The organism is Geobacter sp. AOG1, from assembly GCF_019972315.1.
GTDB lineage: Bacteria > Desulfobacterota > Desulfuromonadia > Geobacterales > Geobacteraceae > Geomobilimonas.
Genome location: NZ_BLIZ01000001.1, coordinates 481,347 through 500,087, shown reverse-complemented (window position 1 = coordinate 500,087; position 18,741 = coordinate 481,347). Strand labels below are relative to the sequence as shown.

17 protein-coding genes are annotated in these 18,741 nt (G+C 62.4%); 11 read left to right on the top strand and 6 right to left on the bottom strand.

What is annotated here, in order from left to right; genetic code table 11:
• Window positions 1-21 precede the first annotated feature (21 nt).
• Both LDN04_RS02220 and LDN04_RS02215 read left to right on the top strand, forming a co-directional pair.
• Entirely contained in the window at window positions 22-1,326 is a 1,305-nt protein-coding gene (locus tag LDN04_RS02220; protein WP_223905899.1) for a pyridoxal phosphate-dependent aminotransferase, read from the top strand.
• A gap of 137 nt (window positions 1,327-1,463) precedes the next feature.
• Window positions 1,464-1,802, top strand: coding sequence for a PilZ domain-containing protein (locus tag LDN04_RS02215; protein ID WP_223905897.1), 339 nt, complete (start codon window positions 1,464-1,466; stop codon window positions 1,800-1,802).
• Between the two features lie 103 nt (window positions 1,803-1,905).
• Here LDN04_RS02215 and LDN04_RS02210 read toward each other — a convergent pair whose 3' ends face one another.
• From LDN04_RS02210 to LDN04_RS02200, 3 genes are all read right to left on the bottom strand, one after another.
• Window positions 1,906-2,307 (bottom strand): secondary thiamine-phosphate synthase enzyme YjbQ, encoded by a 402-nt coding sequence (locus LDN04_RS02210; protein WP_223905895.1) that lies wholly within the window; start codon window positions 2,305-2,307, stop codon window positions 1,906-1,908.
• Between the two features lie 57 nt (window positions 2,308-2,364).
• Window positions 2,365-2,808, bottom strand: coding sequence for a lipopolysaccharide assembly protein LapB (locus tag LDN04_RS02205; protein ID WP_223905893.1), 444 nt, complete (start codon window positions 2,806-2,808; stop codon window positions 2,365-2,367).
• Window positions 2,809-2,932: 124 nt separating this feature from the next.
• Entirely contained in the window at window positions 2,933-3,955 is a 1,023-nt protein-coding gene (locus tag LDN04_RS02200) for an MBL fold metallo-hydrolase (RefSeq protein WP_223905891.1), read from the bottom strand.
• Window positions 3,956-4,054: 99 nt separating this feature from the next.
• On the opposite strand from LDN04_RS02200, the gene glpK reads away from it, so the two are divergent.
• Together glpK and LDN04_RS02190 are read left to right on the top strand one after the other, a co-directional pair.
• Window positions 4,055-5,560: a glycerol kinase GlpK gene (gene glpK, locus LDN04_RS02195; protein WP_223905889.1), complete on the top strand. Its 1,506-nt coding sequence runs from the start codon at window positions 4,055-4,057 to the stop codon at window positions 5,558-5,560.
• A complete protein-coding gene (locus LDN04_RS02190) occupies window positions 5,557-7,125 on the top strand; it encodes a glycerol-3-phosphate dehydrogenase/oxidase (protein WP_223905887.1) in 1,569 nt (522 codons plus the stop codon). Before glpK ends, LDN04_RS02190 begins: the two co-directional genes overlap by 4 nt.
• A 4-nt stretch (window positions 7,126-7,129) precedes the next feature.
• On the opposite strand, the gene LDN04_RS02185 is transcribed toward LDN04_RS02190, so the two are convergent.
• Complete coding sequence (locus LDN04_RS02185; RefSeq protein ID WP_223905885.1) at window positions 7,130-8,830, bottom strand: HAMP domain-containing methyl-accepting chemotaxis protein; 1,701 nt, start codon at window positions 8,828-8,830, stop codon at window positions 7,130-7,132.
• A gap of 191 nt (window positions 8,831-9,021) precedes the next feature.
• On the opposite strand from LDN04_RS02185, the gene LDN04_RS02180 reads away from it, so the two are divergent.
• The 7 genes from LDN04_RS02180 (at window position 9,022) to LDN04_RS02150 (ending at window position 14,935) form a co-directional block, all read left to right on the top strand.
• Window positions 9,022-9,480 carry a hypothetical protein gene (locus tag LDN04_RS02180; RefSeq protein ID WP_223905883.1) on the top strand — a complete coding sequence of 153 codons (459 nt, stop codon included), beginning with the start codon at window positions 9,022-9,024 and terminating at the stop codon, window positions 9,478-9,480.
• Between the two features lie 177 nt (window positions 9,481-9,657).
• Window positions 9,658-10,833, top strand: a complete 1,176-nt coding sequence (locus LDN04_RS02175) for a VWA-like domain-containing protein (protein ID WP_223905881.1) — start codon at window positions 9,658-9,660, stop codon at window positions 10,831-10,833.
• A 248-nt stretch (window positions 10,834-11,081) separates the two neighbouring features.
• Entirely contained in the window at window positions 11,082-11,486 is a 405-nt protein-coding gene (locus LDN04_RS02170; protein WP_223905879.1) for a hypothetical protein, read from the top strand.
• A 304-nt stretch (window positions 11,487-11,790) separates the two neighbouring features.
• Window positions 11,791-13,605, top strand: a complete 1,815-nt coding sequence (locus LDN04_RS02165) for a bifunctional homocysteine S-methyltransferase/methylenetetrahydrofolate reductase (protein ID WP_223905877.1) — start codon at window positions 11,791-11,793, stop codon at window positions 13,603-13,605.
• A gap of 21 nt (window positions 13,606-13,626) precedes the next feature.
• Window positions 13,627-14,025 (top strand): hypothetical protein, encoded by a 399-nt coding sequence (locus LDN04_RS02160; RefSeq protein ID WP_223905875.1) that lies wholly within the window; start codon window positions 13,627-13,629, stop codon window positions 14,023-14,025.
• A 115-nt stretch (window positions 14,026-14,140) separates the two neighbouring features.
• Window positions 14,141-14,356, top strand: a complete 216-nt coding sequence (locus LDN04_RS02155) for a dodecin (RefSeq protein ID WP_223905873.1) — start codon at window positions 14,141-14,143, stop codon at window positions 14,354-14,356.
• A 126-nt stretch (window positions 14,357-14,482) separates the two neighbouring features.
• Window positions 14,483-14,935: a peptidylprolyl isomerase gene (locus tag LDN04_RS02150; protein WP_223905871.1), complete on the top strand. Its 453-nt coding sequence runs from the start codon at window positions 14,483-14,485 to the stop codon at window positions 14,933-14,935.
• A gap of 96 nt (window positions 14,936-15,031) precedes the next feature.
• Here the strand turns inward: LDN04_RS02150 and LDN04_RS02145 are convergent, their stop codons facing one another.
• Both LDN04_RS02145 and LDN04_RS02140 read right to left on the bottom strand, forming a co-directional pair.
• Window positions 15,032-15,499 (bottom strand): ferritin family protein, encoded by a 468-nt coding sequence (locus LDN04_RS02145; protein WP_223905870.1) that lies wholly within the window; start codon window positions 15,497-15,499, stop codon window positions 15,032-15,034.
• Between the two features lie 82 nt (window positions 15,500-15,581).
• Entirely contained in the window at window positions 15,582-18,695 is a 3,114-nt protein-coding gene (locus LDN04_RS02140) for a PD-(D/E)XK nuclease family protein (RefSeq protein WP_223905868.1), read from the bottom strand.
• Window positions 18,696-18,741: the final 46 nt, after the last annotated feature.

Genomic DNA, 18,741 nt, shown 5'->3' with positions numbered 1-18,741 from the left:
ACACAGCATCAGGGAGGCATCATGCGAAGCGACATTGTAAGCCACGGCGCGGGCGAACTGACCTACGAGATCCGGAACATCGTCAACGTTGCGGAGAAGCTCCAGAAGCACGGCGTGAAGATCAACTGGGAGAATATCGGCGACCCCATCGTCAAGGGGGAGGTTATCCCGGACTGGATGAAGGAAATCGTAGCCCGTGAGGCGATGCACAACGAGAGTTGGGGGTACTGCCACACCCGTGGCGTGCTGGAGACGCGGGAATTCATTTGCGATCTCACCAACCGTCGCGGCGGGGCACAGATTACCCCTGATGATATCATCTTCTTCAACGGGCTGGGGGACGCCATCGCCAAGGTATATGGCTGTCTGCGACCCGAAACCCGCGTTCTGCTCCCCTCTCCCACCTACACCACCCATTCCCTCGGCGAAGCGGCCCATGCCCACGCCGCGCCGGTCTGCTACCGGCTCGACCCCGCCAACAACTGGCACCCGGACCTGGAGGACCTGCGCAACCACGTCAAGTATAATCCCCAGATCGCCGGCATCATGATCATCAACCCGGACAACCCAACCGGCATGGTCTATCCCGTGGATACCCTGCGGGGAATCGTCGCCATCGCCCGTGAGTTCGACCTTTTCATCATCGCCGACGAGGTCTATAACAACATCGTCTATAACGGTGAGCATACCGTCCCCATCTCCGACGTGATCGGCGACGTGCCGGCCATCGCCATGAAGGGGATTTCCAAGGAGTTTCCCTGGCCCGGCTCCCGCTGTGGCTGGACCGAGGTCTACAACTACGGCAGGGACGAGCGCTTCAAGAAGTACATCAATGCCATCCTCACCTCCAAGATGAACGAGGTCTGCTCCACCACCCTCCCCCAGCGGGCCATCCCGGCGATCATGCAGCACCCCCAGTACGCCTCCTACCTGGCGGAGCGGGTGGCGTGCTACGAGAAGGCGAGCAACATCACCTACAACTTCCTGAATAAGGTGCCGGGACTCATGGTCAATCGGACCAACGGCGCTTTCTACATGGCGGTCGCCTTCGAGGACGGGCTTCTCAATCACCGCCAGAGTCTCCCGATCTCCAACCCGGAGGTGAAGGAACTGGTGGAAGGTCTCGTCAACGCCCCCGGCGTATCGCCCGACAAGCGCTTCGTCTACTATATTCTCGCCCACACCGGTATCTGCATCGTCCCCCTCTCGTCTTTCAACTCCCCCCTCCAGGGATTCCGGGTCACCCTCCTGGAGAAGGACACGGCGGAATGCGAGCGGATCTACCGGACACTGGCGGAAAAAATCGGCGACTACCTCAACTCCTGATAGCCCGGATTCAGGTTCTTCTTCCGGAGCGTTACCTGCTCGGTTCCCATGGAAATAATTATATTAAAAAATTGTTTACATTGGCATGAATAATGATAGATTGAGTTAACCTTTTAATTAACGGGGGGCGAGGAGAAATGGCGGAGAAACGGGACATCATACGACTGCGCAAACGGCTTGCGCTCCGCTTCGGGGTGGCTGAACCGGTCCGTATGGCCTTCACGGAGGACATTTCTCCCGAAGGGCTGTTCATCAAGACCACCAATATCTGTCCGCCGGGAACCAAGATCAATATCATCCTGACGGTCTCCAACGACCAGGTCCTCCACCTTGAGGGGCGGGTCATGTGGGCCAAGAAGGTCCCTCCCCAGATGATTCACATCGTCAAGAAATGCGGCATGGGAGTGAGGATCACCCGGTTCGTCAACGGTGAAGAATCCTACCAGCAGATGTGCAACGAGCTCATGGCCCGCTGACGTCGCGGGTTCTGTCAAAACGCTTTACGACTCGCCATTTGAAGACACTACGAAAGGAAACGGCACCGGAATCGGTGCCGTTTTTGTTTGAAAGGATGTCGTTTCAGTCGTCGGCAGCGATCCGCACGGCGACCTTCCGCTCCCGCGGCCCATCGAACTCGCAGAAATAGACCGCCTGCCAGGTGCCGAGCACCAGTTTCCCCCCATCCACCAGCAGGGTCTGGGAGGTGCCGACCAGTGACGACTTGATGTGGGCGTCGGAATTCCCTTCGCTGTGGGTGAAATAGGGATCGTTGGGGACCAGCTTGCTGAGGAAACCGTTGATGTCCCGCTGCACCGCAGGGTCGGCCCCCTCGTTCACGGTGATTGCCGCGGTGGTGTGGAGGATGAACAGGTGGATGACCCCGTTCTTGATGCCGGCCTGCTTCACCAGTTCCCTCACGTCACCGGTGATGTCGATGAACTCGGTCCTGGCATGGCTCTTCAAGGTAATATGGCGAATCATTCTCCCCCCTGAACGGAACCTGTCGGTAACATCCCCCCACTCCAGACGTACTCCTGGTTACCTCGTGCCGATTATTTTAAGCGCTTTGCCGAGCACCCTGTTAACCGGATTTTCCCGCCGCAGGAAGGGAACCGGCGGATCTCTCCTTACCCCCAGCCGATCGAGTTCTTTCTGGATATCGGCACTTCGTTGATGCCGCAGACCCATCCTGAATATCCTGATGGCATCCTTTTTCTGCCCGGCCAGCAGGTGGATCCGCCCGAGCCACAGGAAGTGCTGGGCGTTTTTCGGCTCCTCCTTGATGGCGTTCTTGCAGAGAGACACGGCCCGCTTGAACTCCCCCTGCTCCCGGGCCACGCAGAATGCCAGACAGGAAATGTACAGAGGGCGGCGCTCCACGGCCAATAACTTCTCGAAACAGGCGAGGGCATTCGCCGTATCACCCTCATCCATGGCCTCCATCGCACTAGCCGAGAGCTCTTCCAGTTCGGCAAACGTCATGATGTTATCTCCCTCTCCCGGTACCAAGCGAGACTTCGTGCAGTCAGCGAAAATCGCCAGAGTAATTATAGAGGAAAATCCGCAAAAATAAACGTAAGAATGCAACTTAGTACGACATGCTTCCTCACTCCTTAGCTTCGCTGCCGGTGAAAGCCTCTGCCACTTCCCGCCGTACCTCTTCCTCGGCATACTGGTAGCGGGGAGAGAAATGAAACGGCTGCACCCTGATCACCCCGGCAGCCCGGGCCAGTTCCCCCGCCTGGCGCGCCGTCAGGTGACAGCGGTCAAAAGCCCGGTCCGCCTCGGCATGGAGGAACACCGCCTCGATGAAAAGGTAGTCGGAACCGCGGGACAGTTCCACGATCCGGCCGGCGTTCTCCTCCGTGCAGACTGCGTCGGTCACGTAGGCGATCTTCTGGCCGGGGACAATGGTCACGATCTCTTCCTTCAGCCTGCCGAGGGGGTGAAACTCCTCATGCTCCCTTCCCCCCTCACGCCACCAGACCCGGAACGAAATGTCGTCCGCCTCCTCCGCCAGGATAGCCCGCTTCAGTTCGGCAAGCCACGGGCCGACCCGCCATCCCCGTTCCGCCAGCCGGTTCTTCCTGACGCTGACGTGCTGCTTTTCCTCCAGCGCGAAGGCGAGAGACGGAATCCGGTGCTGGAGAAAGGCGACGCGGACCCGAAAGGCTGCCTCGTCCAGTATTATGCCGTCGCGGAAGGTTTCGCGGCGTTCGGCCTCCCGGGCAAATTGGCGCAGACAGTGGAATTCTGCTGTCAGGGCGGTGCCGTCCTGATGGAGTTCGGTGGCCACCACCGTGAAGTCGGTCGGGTAGTCCTGCACCAGGTTCCAGGTATAGCCGGCGAGCCGGTGGCCGACCCGGTCGGTGAAACCGGCGGGGCCGTACAGGTGGAGCCGCTTGTCCCGCCCCAGGCAGAGTCGCACCAGGTGGTCGAACCCGATGAAGTGGTCCACGTGGGTATGGGAGACGAAGACATGGCTGACCCGCAACAGCTTGCGGGGGGTGAGGGTGCCCGGATCACCCAGGTCGAAGAGGAGCGCCCGCCGCTCAAAGAGGAAATCGACATAGACCCCCGGGTCATCGAAGGGGCCGTTGATGAGGGATGGGTGGAAGTTGGGGCGCATGGGATGTCGTTCTCCTTGGCGGACCGGGCAAAGACAACGCTTTGCCCTTTGCACTGCTTCAAGTATACTGGATGGCAGACCATTTTTCGCGGAGGAACCATGAAATTCATCCTCGCCCTCGACCAGGGGACCACCAGCTCACGTGCCATGGTATTCGACCGGGTCGGCACGATACGAGGAATGGCACAGAGGGAGTTCCGCCAGTTCTTCTCCCAGCCCGGCTGGGTGGAACAGGACGGCAACGAGATATGGGCATCGCAGGTGGGGGTCGCCATGGAGGCGGTAACCCGGGCGGGGTTGACCATGGCCGATATTGCCGCCATCGGCATCACCAACCAGCGGGAAACCACCCTCCTCTGGGATCGCCAGACCGGCAAACCACTCCATAATGCCATCGTCTGGCAGGACCGGCGCACCGCGGCCGCCTGTGACCGGTTGAAGGAAGCAGGGGTGGAGCCGCTCTTTCGGGAAAGGACCGGCCTGGTGCTGGACGCCTATTTCTCGGGAACCAAGCTTGCCTGGCTCCTGGACAACATTCCCGATGCCCGGCGGCGAGCAGAAGCGGGCGAACTCGCCTTCGGCACCGTCGACTCCTGGCTGGCCTGGAACCTGACCGGGGGAAAGTGCCACCTGACCGACATCAGCAACGCCTCCCGGACCCTGATGTTCGACATCCACCGGGGATGCTGGGACGCGGAACTGCTGGAGTTACTGCGGATACCGGCTAACCTCCTCCCCGAAGTGGTTGGCTCCAGTGAGGTCTACGGCGAGACCGCCCCCGGCCTCTTCGCCGTACCCGTGCCGATCGCCGGTATCGCCGGCGACCAGCAGGCAGCCCTGTTCGGCCAAGCCTGCACTCGGCCCGGCATGGTAAAGAACACCTACGGTACCGGCTGTTTCATGCTCATGCAGACCGGCGCCACGGCAGTCCCTTCTCGGAACAACCTCCTCACCACTGTGGCGTGGCGCATCGGCGACCGGACCGATTACGCCTTGGAAGGAAGCGTCTTCATCGCCGGCGCCGCCGTGCAGTGGCTACGAGATGGACTCGGCATCATCCGCTCCGCCGCCGAGGTGGAACCGTTGGCCGCATCGGTCCCCGACAGCGGTGGGGTCTACCTGGTTCCCGCCTTCGCGGGGCTCGGCGCTCCCCACTGGGACCAATACGCCCGGGGGACCATGGTTGGCATAACCCGCGGTACCACCGCCGCCCATATCGCCCGGGCAACCCTGGAAGGAATCGCCTTCCAGGTGGCCGATCTCCTCCAGGCCATGGAGGACGATGCCGGTCTTCCCCTAAAGGAACTGCGGGTGGACGGCGGCGCGGCAGGCAACGATCTGCTCATGCAGTTCCAGGCCGATCTCCTCCGGGTGCCGGTGACACGACCGATCGTTCATGAAACCACTGCCCTCGGTGCCGCCTGCCTGGCAGGGCTGGCGGTCGGCTACTGGCGGGACCAGGCCGAAATCGCCGCCCACTGGCAGCTGGATCGGACCTTCGTCCCGGATCTTCCGGTGGAGCGTGTGGCTGAACTGCGCGCCGGTTGGAGCCGGGCGCTGGAACGGGCCAAGGGGTGGGTCGTGCCGGGAGAACCATCGCCATGAGTACCGACCGCGACCGGTTCCTCAAGCGCCTTGCGGGCCGCACTCCGTGGGACATCATCGTCATCGGCGGCGGTGCCACCGGCCTCGGCACCGCGGTGGATGCTGCCGGGCGGGGGTACCGCACCCTCCTCCTGGAGCAGCACGACTTCGCCAAGGGGACGTCGAGCCGGAGCACCAAGCTGATCCACGGCGGCGTCCGCTACCTCCAGCAGGGAAATGTGTCCCTCGTGCTGGAGGCACTGCGGGAACGGGGACTTCTCATCCGGACCGCCCCCCATCTGGTGCACAACCTCTCTTTCGTGGTCCCCCTCTACGACTGGTGGGAAGGGCCATTCTACGGGATCGGCCTTAAATTGTATGACATGCTGGCGGGAAAGCTCGGCCTGGGGCCGTCCCAGCTTCTCTCGCGGGAAGAGACCCTGGCCCGCATCCCGACCATTGAGCCGCAGGGACTCAGGGGTGGGGTGATCTACCACGACGGCCAGTTCGACGATGCCCGCCTTGCCGTCGCCCTGGCCCGGACCCTGGAGGACTTGGGGGGGACGCCGCTCAACTACGTGCGGGTCACGGGGCTTGTCAAGGAGCAAGGGCTGGTGACAGGGGTGATCGCCAGGGATGAGGAACATGGTGAGCAGTTCGAACTTTCGGCCCGGGTGGTGGTCAACGCCACCGGCGTCTTCACCGACGGCATGCGGCGGCTGGACGATCCGAACTGCGCCCCGCTCATCGTCCCGAGCCAGGGGGTGCACCTGGTGCTCGACCGGTCCTTCCTCCCCGGCGACAGTGCCATCATGGTCCCCCACACCGACGACGGCCGGGTCCTGTTCGCCGTTCCCTGGCATGATCGGGTTATCGTCGGCACCACCGACACCCCGGTCGATGCTACCCCACTCGAACCGCGCCCCCTGCCGGAGGAGATCGGTTTTCTCCTTGCCCACGCCGCCCGCTATCTCACCCGCCACCCCACGCCCCGTGACGTGCTGAGCGTCTTTGCCGGCCTGCGTCCCCTTGTCCAGAGCGGCAAGGGAGGTAGCACCGCCTCCCTTGCCCGCGACCATACCCTTCTCGTCAGCAGCTCCGGCCTTGTCACCATTACGGGGGGGAAGTGGACCACTTATCGCCACATGGGGGAAGAAACGGTCACTGCTGCCGCAGCGGTTGCCGGCCTCGTGGAACGGCCGTCGGTGACGCAGGAATTGCGGATCCATGGGTGGCAGGAAACGGCTCGGGAAGAGGTAACTATGGGGGAATACGGCAGCGACGCCGCGGAAGTGGAGGGGCTTGCGGCGGAGAACCCCGCCTGGGGGGCACGGCTCCATCCACGGTATCCCTGGCGGGGCGTCGATGTGATCTGGGGAGTGCGGCGGGAATACGCCCGGACCGTGGAAGATATCCTGGCGCGCCGGACCCGGGCGCTCTTTCTCGATGCCCGGGCCAGCATGGAGATGGCGCCAACGGTGGCCCGCCTCGTGGCATACGAACTGGGACGGGATACTGCCTGGGAAGAGGCACAGGTCGCTGCATACCGGCAGCTGGCGGCAGGCTATCTCCCCCCTAGCCCCTAACCCCTTACTCCTGCACCTTGAATCCCCCCATCTCTTTTTTCAGGAGTTCTATCTGGCCGGTGAGCCGGGCTACGGCGCCGTCCATGACCTTGGTGGCATCCGCATTGGTCCGGGTGGACCGCTCCATGTCCGCCATGGCCCCGACGATCCGCTGGCTCCCTTCCGTCTGGACAGCGGTGGCGTTCCGGATCTGCTCGATCATGGAGGAAATATCTTCGGTGGCGCGGACGATGTGTTTGCCGGTGCCGCTCTGCTCTCGGGTCGAGGTGCGTACCTGGCCGGTCAGCGCCTTCATCCGTTCGGCGGCCGCCATGATCAATTCGTTGCCATGCCCCTGCTCCCGGGTCGACTTGTCGATCTGGCTTACCATTTCCGCCACCCGCTCCATAACCCGGCTCATCTCCTGGCTTGCCATCGACTGCTCCTCGGTAGTCCGGGCGATCACCTCGACCCGTTCGGTTGCCATCTGTACGCCGCCAACGATCTTATCCAGGGCCGCACCGGAACGCTGGGACAACTCTCCCCCTTCCACGACACGCCGCTCCACAACCTTGATGGCCGCCACGGCATGCCCCGTCTCTTCCTGGACCCCCTTGACGATCTCCCCGATCTCCCGCGTCGAATCACTGGTTCGTCGGGCCAGCTCCTTGATCTCGTCCGCCACCACCGCGAAACCCTTCCCCTGCTCCCCCGCTTGGGCGGCGATGATTGAGGCATTGAGGGAAAGGAGCTTGGTCTGCTCCGCCACTTCATCGATCACCAACAGGATCTTGCCGATGTCCACGGCCCGGGCCGACAGGTGCTCGATTGCAGCAAAAGCGGTCCCCGATGCCCGCCGGATCTCGCCGATGCCGCTGATGGTCGCTTCCACCGACGTTCGGCCGCTCTCGGCGTCCTGCCGGACCGTTTCCGAAATGGCTGCCGTATCGACGGCATGCTCCTCCACCTGCTTGATGGAAAGGTCGAGCTCAGTCACCAGCGACGCCGCAGTCCTGGATTCGTCCAGGAGGCTGGTGACGCTGCTGCCAATCTCCTTCTCCGCCGCCGCCATCTCGAAAATGGACGAGCTCACTTCCGTGACCGCCAAGGCCAGCGCCTCCACGTTCTGGATCACCTGGTCGATACTGGCCGACATCTCCTGGATGGAAGCGGCATTCTCCGTCGCCGAGCCGGCGAGGCTTTCCACCGACCGGGCCACCTCGCGCAGCGACTGGTCGATCTCCTGAACCGCACCGGTGGTACCGGCCACCGCCTCCGACTGGACCCTGGCCGCGGCGACACCTCGTCCCGCCACCTCGTTGATGTCGGCCGCTATCTGGCGCAACTCGGCAAGGGTAAGGTTGACCCGGCTGGTCATCCCTCCCAGTTTGTCGAGCATGGCGTTGAAATTGGCGTTCAACATGCCGAATTCATCGTCGGACGTGGCATCGACCTTGGCGGTAAGGTCTCCTTCTGATCCCCGGTCCATGGCCGCCGCCAGCACCCTGACCTTGTGCACCAGCTTGCGCCGAGCCAGCATCAGCATGACTGCCAGCACTGCTACGCCGTTCAGAGCAAAGGCCGCGCCGCTTGCATAGGCGTAGGAGCGCACCCCCGCCGTGGCCACCATCATGAATGCATCGTAGATCCCGACTACAGCGCATACCAGGGCGGTTATCAGCAGGAACCGTATCATCCGCGAACCGCGATTCAGATCCTTCGCCATGTCTTTGTCCTCGGCCAATTAATAGCTGGGTAATATATCGCCGAAAGGTACTACAGGAGCGCCGTTGCCGCAAGGGAAAAAGCCGGAAAGGAATGGATATCTCTGATGGCTCGACTTGTTTTTCCGAGGGGGGTATAGTTTATAAATCAATAGCCGGCAAATGAATTGTATCTCCGTGCCCGGGGCTTTCCATGAAGAAATCCCACATCTGGCTCATATGCCCCCTGCTCGGCGGGCTTGTATTCTGGGGGGCTGACGCACTCATAAATCCTTTCGCGCGGGATATCTCCACCGCGGTCTGGATCATCGTCAAAATCCTCCTGTTGCCGCTTGCCTGTGGGTTCACGTTCTGGTTCTTCGTGAAAAAGACCTCGTCCCAGGCGCTCCTTATGACGGCCGCCATGGCCATGCTGGTTGGTATCTGGTTTGGCGGGCCGCTCTACTACCTGCTGTTTTACGCGAATACCATGAAAACCCCCATGGGAGTGGGCGAGATGGTCATCTACATTGTGTTCTTCCCCCTCTCCACCCTCCTGGTGTCATTGTTCAGCGGCTCGTTTGGCGGGCTGATGGTGGCGACGGCATCCCTGATGGTCCTCGGCACGGGCTGGCTCGGTGTACCGGGCTCACCACGCAAATCTGCCAGCTAGACAAAAAAGAGCCGTCTGCATCATTCTGTTTCATACCCTCGAGATTACTATTTGACGAATCCGTCACTTGTTCATTACACTCATCGAAGTTCTCCGTTCTGATACAACTTTTTCCTCACGGTACCCGGCAAGATCGTTGACTACGTCTACCATGTACCGGTGACAGAATTGCCCCCTATGAACAGAATCCTGGAAAACGCTGTCGTCCGGCTCCTTAGGGAGCGCCCCTTCTATGGCCAGTTTCTCCTCGGTTTCCGCCGGGAGGAGGTGAGGGGTAAGCACCCCCTCGGCGTGACCATCCGCGCCGGTTTGCCGGTCCTGGCGGTGAACGGGGAGACGTTTGCCCGGCTGGAACCGGCTGTGCAGGAAGGGCTTCTGGAGCATGCCATCAAGCACGTCCTCCACCTGCACATGGCGCGCGGCAAGGGTCGGAACCGGCATGACTGGGACATCGCCTGCGACCTCGCCATCAATACCTCCATCGCCCGTCTCCCCGACGATGCGCCAATCCCCTCCGCCTACCGCCAACCGGAGGGTCTGGCCGCCGAGGAGTACTACGCCCGGCTCACTCCCCCCTTCGACACCGGCAACCTGGAAGGGAGCGGGATCGGCAACGCCAGCCGGGATGTCGGCGGCCATGCCGGGCCAGGGGAAGAGGACCTCCCTCGACTGGCCGGAACCACGGTGGACGACCATACCCTCTGGGATGAGGCGGATAGCACGCCGCTCCGCCTTGCGGAGGAGGTGGTGCGGGGGATGGTCCGGGAGGCGTGGCGTGCCTGCGACGGAGAGGTGCCGGCGGACGTACGTGAACTCGTCGGCGGGCTTCTTGCGCCGTCTCCCATTCCCTGGCGGCAGGTGTTGCGCCAGTTTGTGGCCACTGCCGGCCGGGTCGGGCGACAGACCTCCTGGAGCCGTGAGCACCGCCGCTTCGAACACCTCACTCCCGGCATCCGGAAGCGCCACCGCCTCAATCTCCTCGTGGGGGTAGACGTGAGCGATTCCACCAACGCGCCGGAGCTGCGGGAGGAGTTCGCCCGGGAGCTTGTCCGAATCGCCCGGGGGCGGGAAGCACAGATCACCGTCCTTTACGCCAACAGCCGCATCCAGCGTATCGCCAGCCTCCGGGGGAGCGGGATGGCGGTGGAGAGTTACCACGGCGGCGGCTTCACCGACCTCCGGCCCGTCTTCGACCACGCCCGCACCCTCCACCCCCGGCCGGCGGCGGTCATCTACCTTACCGATGGTTTCGGCGAGGTGCCGGAAACCATGGAGTTTCCGACCCTCTGGGTGCTGACCCGGGAGGGGGAGAAGCCGGTGCCGTGGGGGGTGGAATTGCGGCTGGATGTGTAGGAACGCGGCTTTTGCCCAATCTCTGCGTTGATCTTCGGGATTCCTTGTGACTCGGCCTGTCGGCCGCCCCCTGCGGGGCGCCTTCGCGGTCCAATTTCGCAAGCGAAATTGTGCGACGTAGCGCTGTTTATGCCCGATTGCTGGGTACTACGTCTCCGCGTCGTCCCTCGATCGCCTTGACTTGAACAAAATCCACGTCCCTGCCGTATTTAGGATTGCCAAAAACTTTTTTTGAAAAGGAACTTACGATGGGTGAATTCGCACCGATGACCGCCGAATCCGTGCGGCAGTTGCTGGAAACAGCGGGGGCGCAGGTGATGGCACGGGATGGGCGGTCCGAGCACTACGGCTCGCCGCGGGATTTTTCCTTCGAGGTGAAGGGTGTCTTCCCCAACGGCATGGGGCTCCATATCGTCGCTCGCCAGTTCAACTACCGCGACCCGTGGGAGGGGGCGGGGCGGGTCAACGACATGGTGGATGTGTCGCTCTTGAGGGACGGCAGCTATTCCCCCCTTCCCAAGGGGTATCCCTATTTCCAGGGGATCGACATGGAGGAAGGGATCGAAGAGGAGCGACTTAAGGAAATCATCGCCTGCGTGCAGGGGCTGAACCCGAAACTCTACCTGCTGCAAGAACTGACGGGGGACAGATAGCGACAAACGGGAGGAATAGCACCAGCCTGTTCGCCCTGGAGATAATCCGTAAGGGGTGAGTGCCCCGTTGTGCTCAGAGTCCCCTCGTGCACCGCTGTATGGCTCATTTCGCGCCGGCCGTTCGGCCGGCTTAGCTCAATTTCGCCTACACCGGTTGGCACTCGGGCACATTCGCTCCACGGGACACCCACCCCTTGCTGATTTGTGTGTTGATTTGCACCGGTGCATGGGATATCTTCCGTGTAGTATTCTTACTCCGCGCCCCTCCGTGACCTCTGCGGTGAAATTGTAGTGGAGAGTTTTCGTGAATTTTCTGGAACGGCTGCACAGTGAAATACTCGTCGGCGACGGCGCCATCGGCACCATGCTCTACAGCAAGGGGGTCGGACTGGACGTCAACTTCGAGCACCTCAACCTGGTCCGTCCGTCCCTCGTGGCCGAACTCCATGCCGAGTACCTGGCGGCCGGCGCCCGGGTCATCGAGACCAACACCTTTGGCGCAAACCACACGAAGCTGACAGCCATCGGCCTGGAGCGGAAGGTCCGGGAGATCAACCGGCGGGGGGCGGAACTGGCCCGGGAAGCTGCGGCCGGACGGGAGGTCTTCGTCGCCGGCTCCATTGGCCCGCTGGCCCGGCTGAAGGGGGAGGAAAAGGAACTTTCGCCGGCAGAGATGACCGTTATCTTCCGGGAGCAGGCGGAGGCACTTGCCGAGGGGGGAATCGACCTGTTCCAGCTGGAAACATTTTCGGACCTCCCCCAGCTCCTCTGCGCCCTGGCGGCCGCAAAAGCCACCGGACTTCCCGTGGTGGCGAGCATGGCCTTCCTGGAAGGGGGACGGACCGGTGGCGGTACCGACGCGGAAACGGCTGCACGGCAGCTAACCGCAGTTGGCGCTGACCTGATCGGCGCCAACTGCGGCGCAGGGCCTTTGGAAATACTTGCTACGCTGCGCCGCATGGCGGCAGCTACCGATCTCCCCCTGGCAGCCTTCGCCAACAGCGGCTTCCCCGAATACGTGGACGGCCGCTACATCTACCGCACTACTCCCGACTATTTTGCCGACCGGGCACGGGAGATGGTAGCGGCCGGGGCATGCCTCATCGGCGGCTGCTGCGGCACCACTCCGGACCATATCCGGCTCCTTGCCGAGCGGCTTAAAGGAATGCGGCCAGTTGCCCGACAGGTTGCCGTCGTTGCGGGTGTTACCGAGAGCAAGCCCGGTCCTCCCTCCCGGACAGACGGTTTCCTTGCTCGTTGGGGGAAGGAGCCGGTCGTCACCGTTGAGCTCGATCCCCCCCGAGGGCTCGACTGCGGCAAGGTGCTGGCCGGCAGCCGCGCCCTGAAAGCAGCCGGGGCGGACGCCATCAACTTGGCGGAGAACCCCCTGGCCCGGGTGCGCATGGGAAACATTGCCTTGGCGAGCCTTATCCAGCGAGAAGTGGGGATCGAGGTCATCGTCCACATCACCTGCCGCGACCGGAACCTCCTCGGGCTCCAGTCGGACCTGATGGGGGCATCGCTTCTTGGCATCCGCTCAATCCTGGCGGTGACCGGCGACCCGGCCCGGCTCGGGGAACATGCCGGCGCCACGTCGGTCTTCGACCTCAATTCCTTCACCCTCATCAAGCTCCTGGCAGACCTGAACGCCGGGGTAAACGGCCTGGGTAATCCCATTGGCGACGGCACCGGCTTCACCATCGGCTGCGCCTTCAATCCCAATTCACCGAAGATGGAGGTGCAGGCGGCACGCCTGGTGAAAAAAGTGAAGAATGGCGCTGTATTCGCCCAGACCCAGCCGCTCTACGACGTCGACCGGCTGGATGAGATGCTGGAACGGACGGCCCGGCTCGGCATTCCGATCCTCCCCGGCATCTTGCCGTTGGTGAGCGAGCGGAACTGTGACTATCTCCACAATGAGGTGCCGGGGATCGTGATCCCCGAGGCAATCCGCCAACGGATGCGGGGGAAAGAGAAAGAGGCCGGGGTACGGGAAGGGCTCGCCATCGCCCGGGAATTCATCGAAACGGTGCGGGGACGGGTGGGGGGATTCTATCTCATGCCCCCCTTCGGCAAGTACGAGATCGCCGTCGAGCTGGTCAAATTCATCAAGGGGTGACACCCTGAAAGGTCGGAAACCATGTGGAGAACCATCATCGCACTCCTCTGTCTCACGGCGATTCTCGCCGGTTGCGAGACACTTTATCCGTACCGGGAACAGTTCGACAAGAGCTCCCGCGACTACAACAGGATGGTTCGCTGGTCGGAGTTGAACCAGGCCGCAGTGAGTTATGCGGACAAGACCACCCGCCCGGAGTACGAAAAACATCTCGTCGCCGCCAAGGGTGTGAAAATCGCCGACTACCGGGTGAAAAGCGTGGACTATTATGAGGATAAGAAAACTGCCGAAGTGCTGGTGGAATTCGATTACTACGGCCCGTCAGGCCTGACCCTCAGGACGGTGGAGGACCGGCAGCAGTGGCACTACGTGGAGAAGTCGGGGTGGAGACTCACGAGCATGCCCCCCGCGTTTCAATGAAGATGTCCCCTTGAAATCTTTGATGACCTCCGGAGCGCGGAAGGGAAGTGTTGAGTTGGCCGGTTCGAATGGTACACTTACACAACACACAGCACTGTATAAAAGGAGGTTACCTATGTACGGAGCGAACAGGGTTTACAAGAAGGTGGAAGTGATCGGCGTCGCCAAGGAGAGCATCGAGGCGGCGATTCAGTCGGCGGTTGCCAAGGCCCATAAAACCCTGGACAAGATTTCCTGGTTCGAGGTCCAGGACGTGCGGGGGCATGTGGGTGAGGACGGTGCGATTGCCGAGTACCAGGTGGTGCTCAAGGTGTCGTTCGAGCTGAAGTAGCAGGGCCGGCTTTGATGAAGCGGATGGCGGCCGCGCCCGGCCGCGGCACCCATTTGTCATGGCATAATCCCCCTCACTCTGCTATAGTCGCGCCGGGTGTAAAATCGATCGGGAAAGGCGGAAGCCATGGCACAGGCAAAGAAGGGGGACCGGGTCAAGGTCCACTACACGGGAAAACTTTCGGACGGCGAAATATTCGATTCATCGGAGTGCAGGGAGGGGGATTGTGACTGTTCCTCGGACCCCCTGGAATTTACCATCGGGGCGGGTGAGGTTATCCCCGGTTTTGAGGATGCGATTGTCGGCATGAATCCGGGAGACAGTAAGACGGTCGTCATCCCGGTCGACCAGGCCTACGGCGAGCGGATCGAGGAGATGGTGGCCGAGGTGGAGCGGTCGGCCCTCCCCCCCACCATTACGCCGGAGCTCGGCCAGCAGCTGGAGGTGGAGCAGGAGGGTGGCCAGGTCTTCTCGGTGGTGATCACCAACGTGACCGATACCATGGTGACCCTGGATGCCAACCACCCCCTGGCGGGGCGGGATCTGACCTTCGACCTGAAACTGATGGAGATCTGCTGACAGATCTCTTTAAGGATGATACGAACGAAAAGGGGCCACGTGGTGAACGTGGCCCCTTCTTTGTTTGTGCGACGGCCGGCCGCGTCGGCCGGTTTCCTAGTTCTCCGTCATGTAGTGCTCTTCGTACATGTCCTCCAGGGACTGGAGGTGGCGGCTTTCGTCGGCCAGAAGCTGTTCGAACAGTTTCGCCATGGGTGCTCCGGCGCATCCCGTTGCCATCCGCCGGTAAAAGTCGATGGCTCCCTTTTCCAGGTGGATGGCGTAGGCCAGCGCCTGCCGGGCGTCGGAGTCGTGGCGCAACTCCTCCTTTGCCAGTACGTACCCCAAGTTCATGGTGGGTACCGGCTTGCTGAGCCCGTCTCCCCCTTCCATGTGCCCGTCGACGAGCGCTTTTTCCAGCTCGTGCTTGTGGTTCAGCTCGTCCAGGGCCGCATCCCGCAGGATTTCCCGGGCTCCCTTGTTCTTCACCACCCGCATGGCGTCCAGATAATGCCTGAACCCCTCGTCTTCCATCTTTACCGCCATCTCCACGGCGGCCTCAAAGGTATAACATACGTCGCTCATCGTGTCAGCCTCCCCTCGTTGAAGGATATGATTCTTTTAACATACCGGGAAGATGAGCACAAGCACTTTGTATACAGTATACTCATTCTGCTCCCTCCCCATCCCGCAGTCCGACCGCCACGTAGCGGCAGACACTGGGGAAATCGCACTGCTCGCATTCCCGGGGGGTTACGGAGAACTCTCCCTGTTTCATGGCCCGGACCTTGGCGCAGAGCCGGTTGAGAAAATTTCCGTCACCCAGCGTGCTTCTTGTCGCCGGGTCGGTGGCAAAGAAAGCGGCGGATTCTTCCCCTCCGAAAGGCCTTTCCAGTGGCTCCACCTTGCGGAGCAGCCAGTAGCGGGCGCTCATTCTCCGGATCGGACCGTGCCCCTGTCGTTCCAGTTCTGTCGCTGCGGCAAGGAGGTAAACCGGGACCTGGAAGGATATTTCACCCAGGTTCTCCTCTTTCATGAGCTGACGGTAGCGCTGGCTGTTGCCGGCCAGCTTGTAGTCCACCACCCGCACATCCCCGGCGGGGGAGATGTCTACCCGATCGATCTTGCCGTTGAGGAAGAGCCGGCTCCCGTCCAGGTCGGTCACCTCCAGGTCGGCAAAAGGAAGTTCGCAGGCCGTCGGGACGAGGCCCGTGTCGTCCGTCGCTTCCAGTTCCACCAGGCGTTCCAGGAGCGGGAGGAGCTTCTCCTTCCCCAGCTCCCACAGCAGCGGTTCCCCCACCGCCCGTTCCGCCTCCCAATGGTCGAACACCTCTGTGGCAGCGGTGGTCATGGCGTCCTTGTCGGCCTTGTCGCCCCGCAGGGGGAGCCGTCCCGCCTTCTGCCGTTCCTCGAAGAACCTCTGCAGGATTTCGTGAACCAGGCTTCCTTCGTCCTTTACCGCCAGTTCCATCTCCGGTTTTTCCACCGGCGCGAGGCGTACGAGCCGTTTCAGGAAATAGCGGAACGGGCAGCAGCCATACTCCTCCAGGGTGGTGGGGGCGAACCGGTTGCCGGGGGACGAGGTATAGAAGGCGTGAAGATCGGTCTGAATGGCCGGATCACGCAGCGTGCCGGTGTAGGGGGTGGAAAGTGCCGCCCGAGCGGTCAACTCCTCGGTGTTGAAAAAGGCTTCCCGTTCCGCTTCGATGGCAGCCGTGGCGGCGATACGGTCGATGGCCGGGGCGAGTTCGGGCACTGAAAGGGCCGCCTCGAACCGGCGGTCGCGGGCGAGGGAGTTGAGGAGTTCCTCCCGCTCACGGCAGTCGACCGGTTCGGGGATGAGGCGGTTCATCGGGATCCTCACCTCGGCAAGGGGGACGGCGTCCAGCAGCCCATCGAGGAGCGGGGAGCGGAGCATCTCATTTCCCCGGCCGTCCACATAGCTGTAGGAAAGGGTCAGGGTTTCGCCGGCGCAACCTATGGCGAGGTAGAAGAGGAGCGGCTCCTCCTCCCCCTTTTCCACAGCGGTGCGGAACAGGCGCGTTCCGGCTGTTTTCTGGAACTGGAGCTTGTCGCTGTCCTTGAAGAGGGGGTGGCCGTCGTGGCGCGGGGGGCAAATCCCCTCGTTGAGGCCGGCGATGAAGACGTGGGAGAACGCGAGACCCCGGGCGTCGTGGAAATTCATGATGCTTACGCCGCTTTGCCGCTCCCCTGCCAGAAAAACCCCGGTCATCCCCTGCTGGAGGAGCTCCAGGAACTCTGCGGGAGTGAAGGTCCGTTTCTCCATGCCGAGAGTGCGGATGTCCCGTTCCAGGTCGGCCAGCACCTGCTGAAAAAGTGTGATGGCCGAGGCGTCCCGCTTCAGCGCCCGGGGGTCGGCGGCGGCGATGCCGCGCCGGTAGAGCCGGTGGTGTTCGATGAATTCCGTCAGCAGGGCGCTGAATTCTTCGAGCGTCTTGGCTCCTCCGAAACGGCGCAGCTCTATGAGAAGCGGCCCCAACTCCCGCGCGACTGCCCGGGTGGAGGCGAGGCGGCGCTCCGTTTCCCGGTCATTCCGGTTTGCGGCGTGCCGTTGGGCCAGCCAGGCGATTCGCTTTTCCAGGAGTGCTTCCAGGCGGCCGAAGGTCTCGTCCATGTAGCGGACGTCCAGAAGGACCGCCTCCACCTGGTCCGGGTCGAGGCCATGGGAGGCCAGGTCAAAATAGCTCGATTTGAGGAGCGCCAGCAGTTCTTCCCGGCCCAGCCGGGCCTGCACGAGGGTTATGGGGGCGAGGCAGACGTTTGTCAACGATGCCGTGACCAGCGGGGCTCCGCGGCGGTAGGAGACCGGGATGGCGAAGCGGCGGCAGACATCCTCCAGCATCGGACCGTAGCTCCGCAGGTCGCGGCAGGCGACCACGATGGATGTGGGATCGGTACCCTTCTCCATGAGGTCGCGGATACGCCGGCCGATCTCCTCGCATTCACGGTAGGCACCGGGAGCGGCCAGGAGGGAGAGATTGGCCGGCGGGACGATCGGCGTCTCACCTCCGGCGTTGAAGACCGCAGACCGGAGCGGAGTGATAAACCTGCCCTGTGGCTCTTCGAATACCGGTTCCAGGAGCAGGTCGCTGTCGTCGAGTGCCTCGATCCGATCGGCGGCCCGGGCCACGTAGGCGTAGAGTGTCTCCCGGTCGGGGTCATAGGGGAGATGGAGCGTTACGGGGAGGCGTCGCGCCAGTTCGGCAATGATGGCAAGCTGGAGGGGCGTGAAATCGTAAATGGCATGGATGGCCACGCCGGTCATGCCGTCGAACAGGGGGGGGAGGGCCTTGCCGCTTCGCAGTTCCTCAAGCGCCAGGAGCTCCTGGTCGTGACTGTCCAACAGTCCTTGTCCCGCCGTTGCCTTGGAGTAAAGGGCATAGAGCGCGGCAAGCTCGGTGAGCCGGCCGTTGGGGGGCATGGCCCGGACGGTGGACGTAAAGGCGTCGGCGGTGACGAGCGCCTGCTTCAGTTCGCCGAACAGGCCGTCCAGGCTGGTGACAAAGCCGGGAAAGCTGGTGAGCCCGGCCAGCACGCCGGCACCGTCGGCGTAGTGCCTTTTCACCAGGTCTTCCAGGAGAAGCTTCTGCCCCACCGGCGAGATGGGGCGACGTTCGGCTGCTGCTGCATACAGCTCCTCACTGAGTCGCTTCAGGGTAAGCGCCCGGGTACCGAACAGGATGCCCGTCGTCGCCAGGGCGGCACGGTTGAACGCCTCCACCGCCGCGGTAGAGGGTAATATGTGGAGTTTTTCGGTCATCGTCGGTCCTGGCCGCTAACGCCTATCTTCAAGGGGTGTGTTCATC

What these genes read in the sequence shown, in the direction of transcription:
- LDN04_RS02220 (WP_223905899.1), top strand. Translation starts at nt 22, where the DNA reads ATGCGAAGCGACATTGTAAGCCACGGCGCGGGCGAACTGACCTACGAG.
- LDN04_RS02215 (WP_223905897.1), top strand. Translation starts at nt 1,464, where the DNA reads ATGGCGGAGAAACGGGACATCATACGACTGCGCAAACGGCTTGCGCTC.
- LDN04_RS02210 (WP_223905895.1), bottom strand. Translation starts at nt 2,307, where the DNA reads ATGATTCGCCATATTACCTTGAAGAGCCATGCCAGGACCGAGTTCATC.
- LDN04_RS02205 (WP_223905893.1), bottom strand. Translation starts at nt 2,808, where the DNA reads ATGACGTTTGCCGAACTGGAAGAGCTCTCGGCTAGTGCGATGGAGGCC.
- LDN04_RS02200 (WP_223905891.1), bottom strand. Translation starts at nt 3,955, where the DNA reads ATGCGCCCCAACTTCCACCCATCCCTCATCAACGGCCCCTTCGATGAC.
- glpK (WP_223905889.1), top strand. Translation starts at nt 4,055, where the DNA reads ATGAAATTCATCCTCGCCCTCGACCAGGGGACCACCAGCTCACGTGCC.
- LDN04_RS02190 (WP_223905887.1), top strand. Translation starts at nt 5,557, where the DNA reads ATGAGTACCGACCGCGACCGGTTCCTCAAGCGCCTTGCGGGCCGCACT.
- LDN04_RS02185 (WP_223905885.1), bottom strand. Translation starts at nt 8,830, where the DNA reads ATGGCGAAGGATCTGAATCGCGGTTCGCGGATGATACGGTTCCTGCTG.
- LDN04_RS02180 (WP_223905883.1), top strand. Translation starts at nt 9,022, where the DNA reads ATGAAGAAATCCCACATCTGGCTCATATGCCCCCTGCTCGGCGGGCTT.
- LDN04_RS02175 (WP_223905881.1), top strand. Translation starts at nt 9,658, where the DNA reads ATGAACAGAATCCTGGAAAACGCTGTCGTCCGGCTCCTTAGGGAGCGC.
- LDN04_RS02170 (WP_223905879.1), top strand. Translation starts at nt 11,082, where the DNA reads ATGGGTGAATTCGCACCGATGACCGCCGAATCCGTGCGGCAGTTGCTG.
- LDN04_RS02160 (WP_223905875.1), top strand. Translation starts at nt 13,627, where the DNA reads ATGTGGAGAACCATCATCGCACTCCTCTGTCTCACGGCGATTCTCGCC.
- LDN04_RS02155 (WP_223905873.1), top strand. Translation starts at nt 14,141, where the DNA reads ATGTACGGAGCGAACAGGGTTTACAAGAAGGTGGAAGTGATCGGCGTC.
- LDN04_RS02150 (WP_223905871.1), top strand. Translation starts at nt 14,483, where the DNA reads ATGGCACAGGCAAAGAAGGGGGACCGGGTCAAGGTCCACTACACGGGA.
- LDN04_RS02145 (WP_223905870.1), bottom strand. Translation starts at nt 15,499, where the DNA reads ATGAGCGACGTATGTTATACCTTTGAGGCCGCCGTGGAGATGGCGGTA.
- LDN04_RS02140 (WP_223905868.1), bottom strand. Translation starts at nt 18,695, where the DNA reads ATGACCGAAAAACTCCACATATTACCCTCTACCGCGGCGGTGGAGGCG.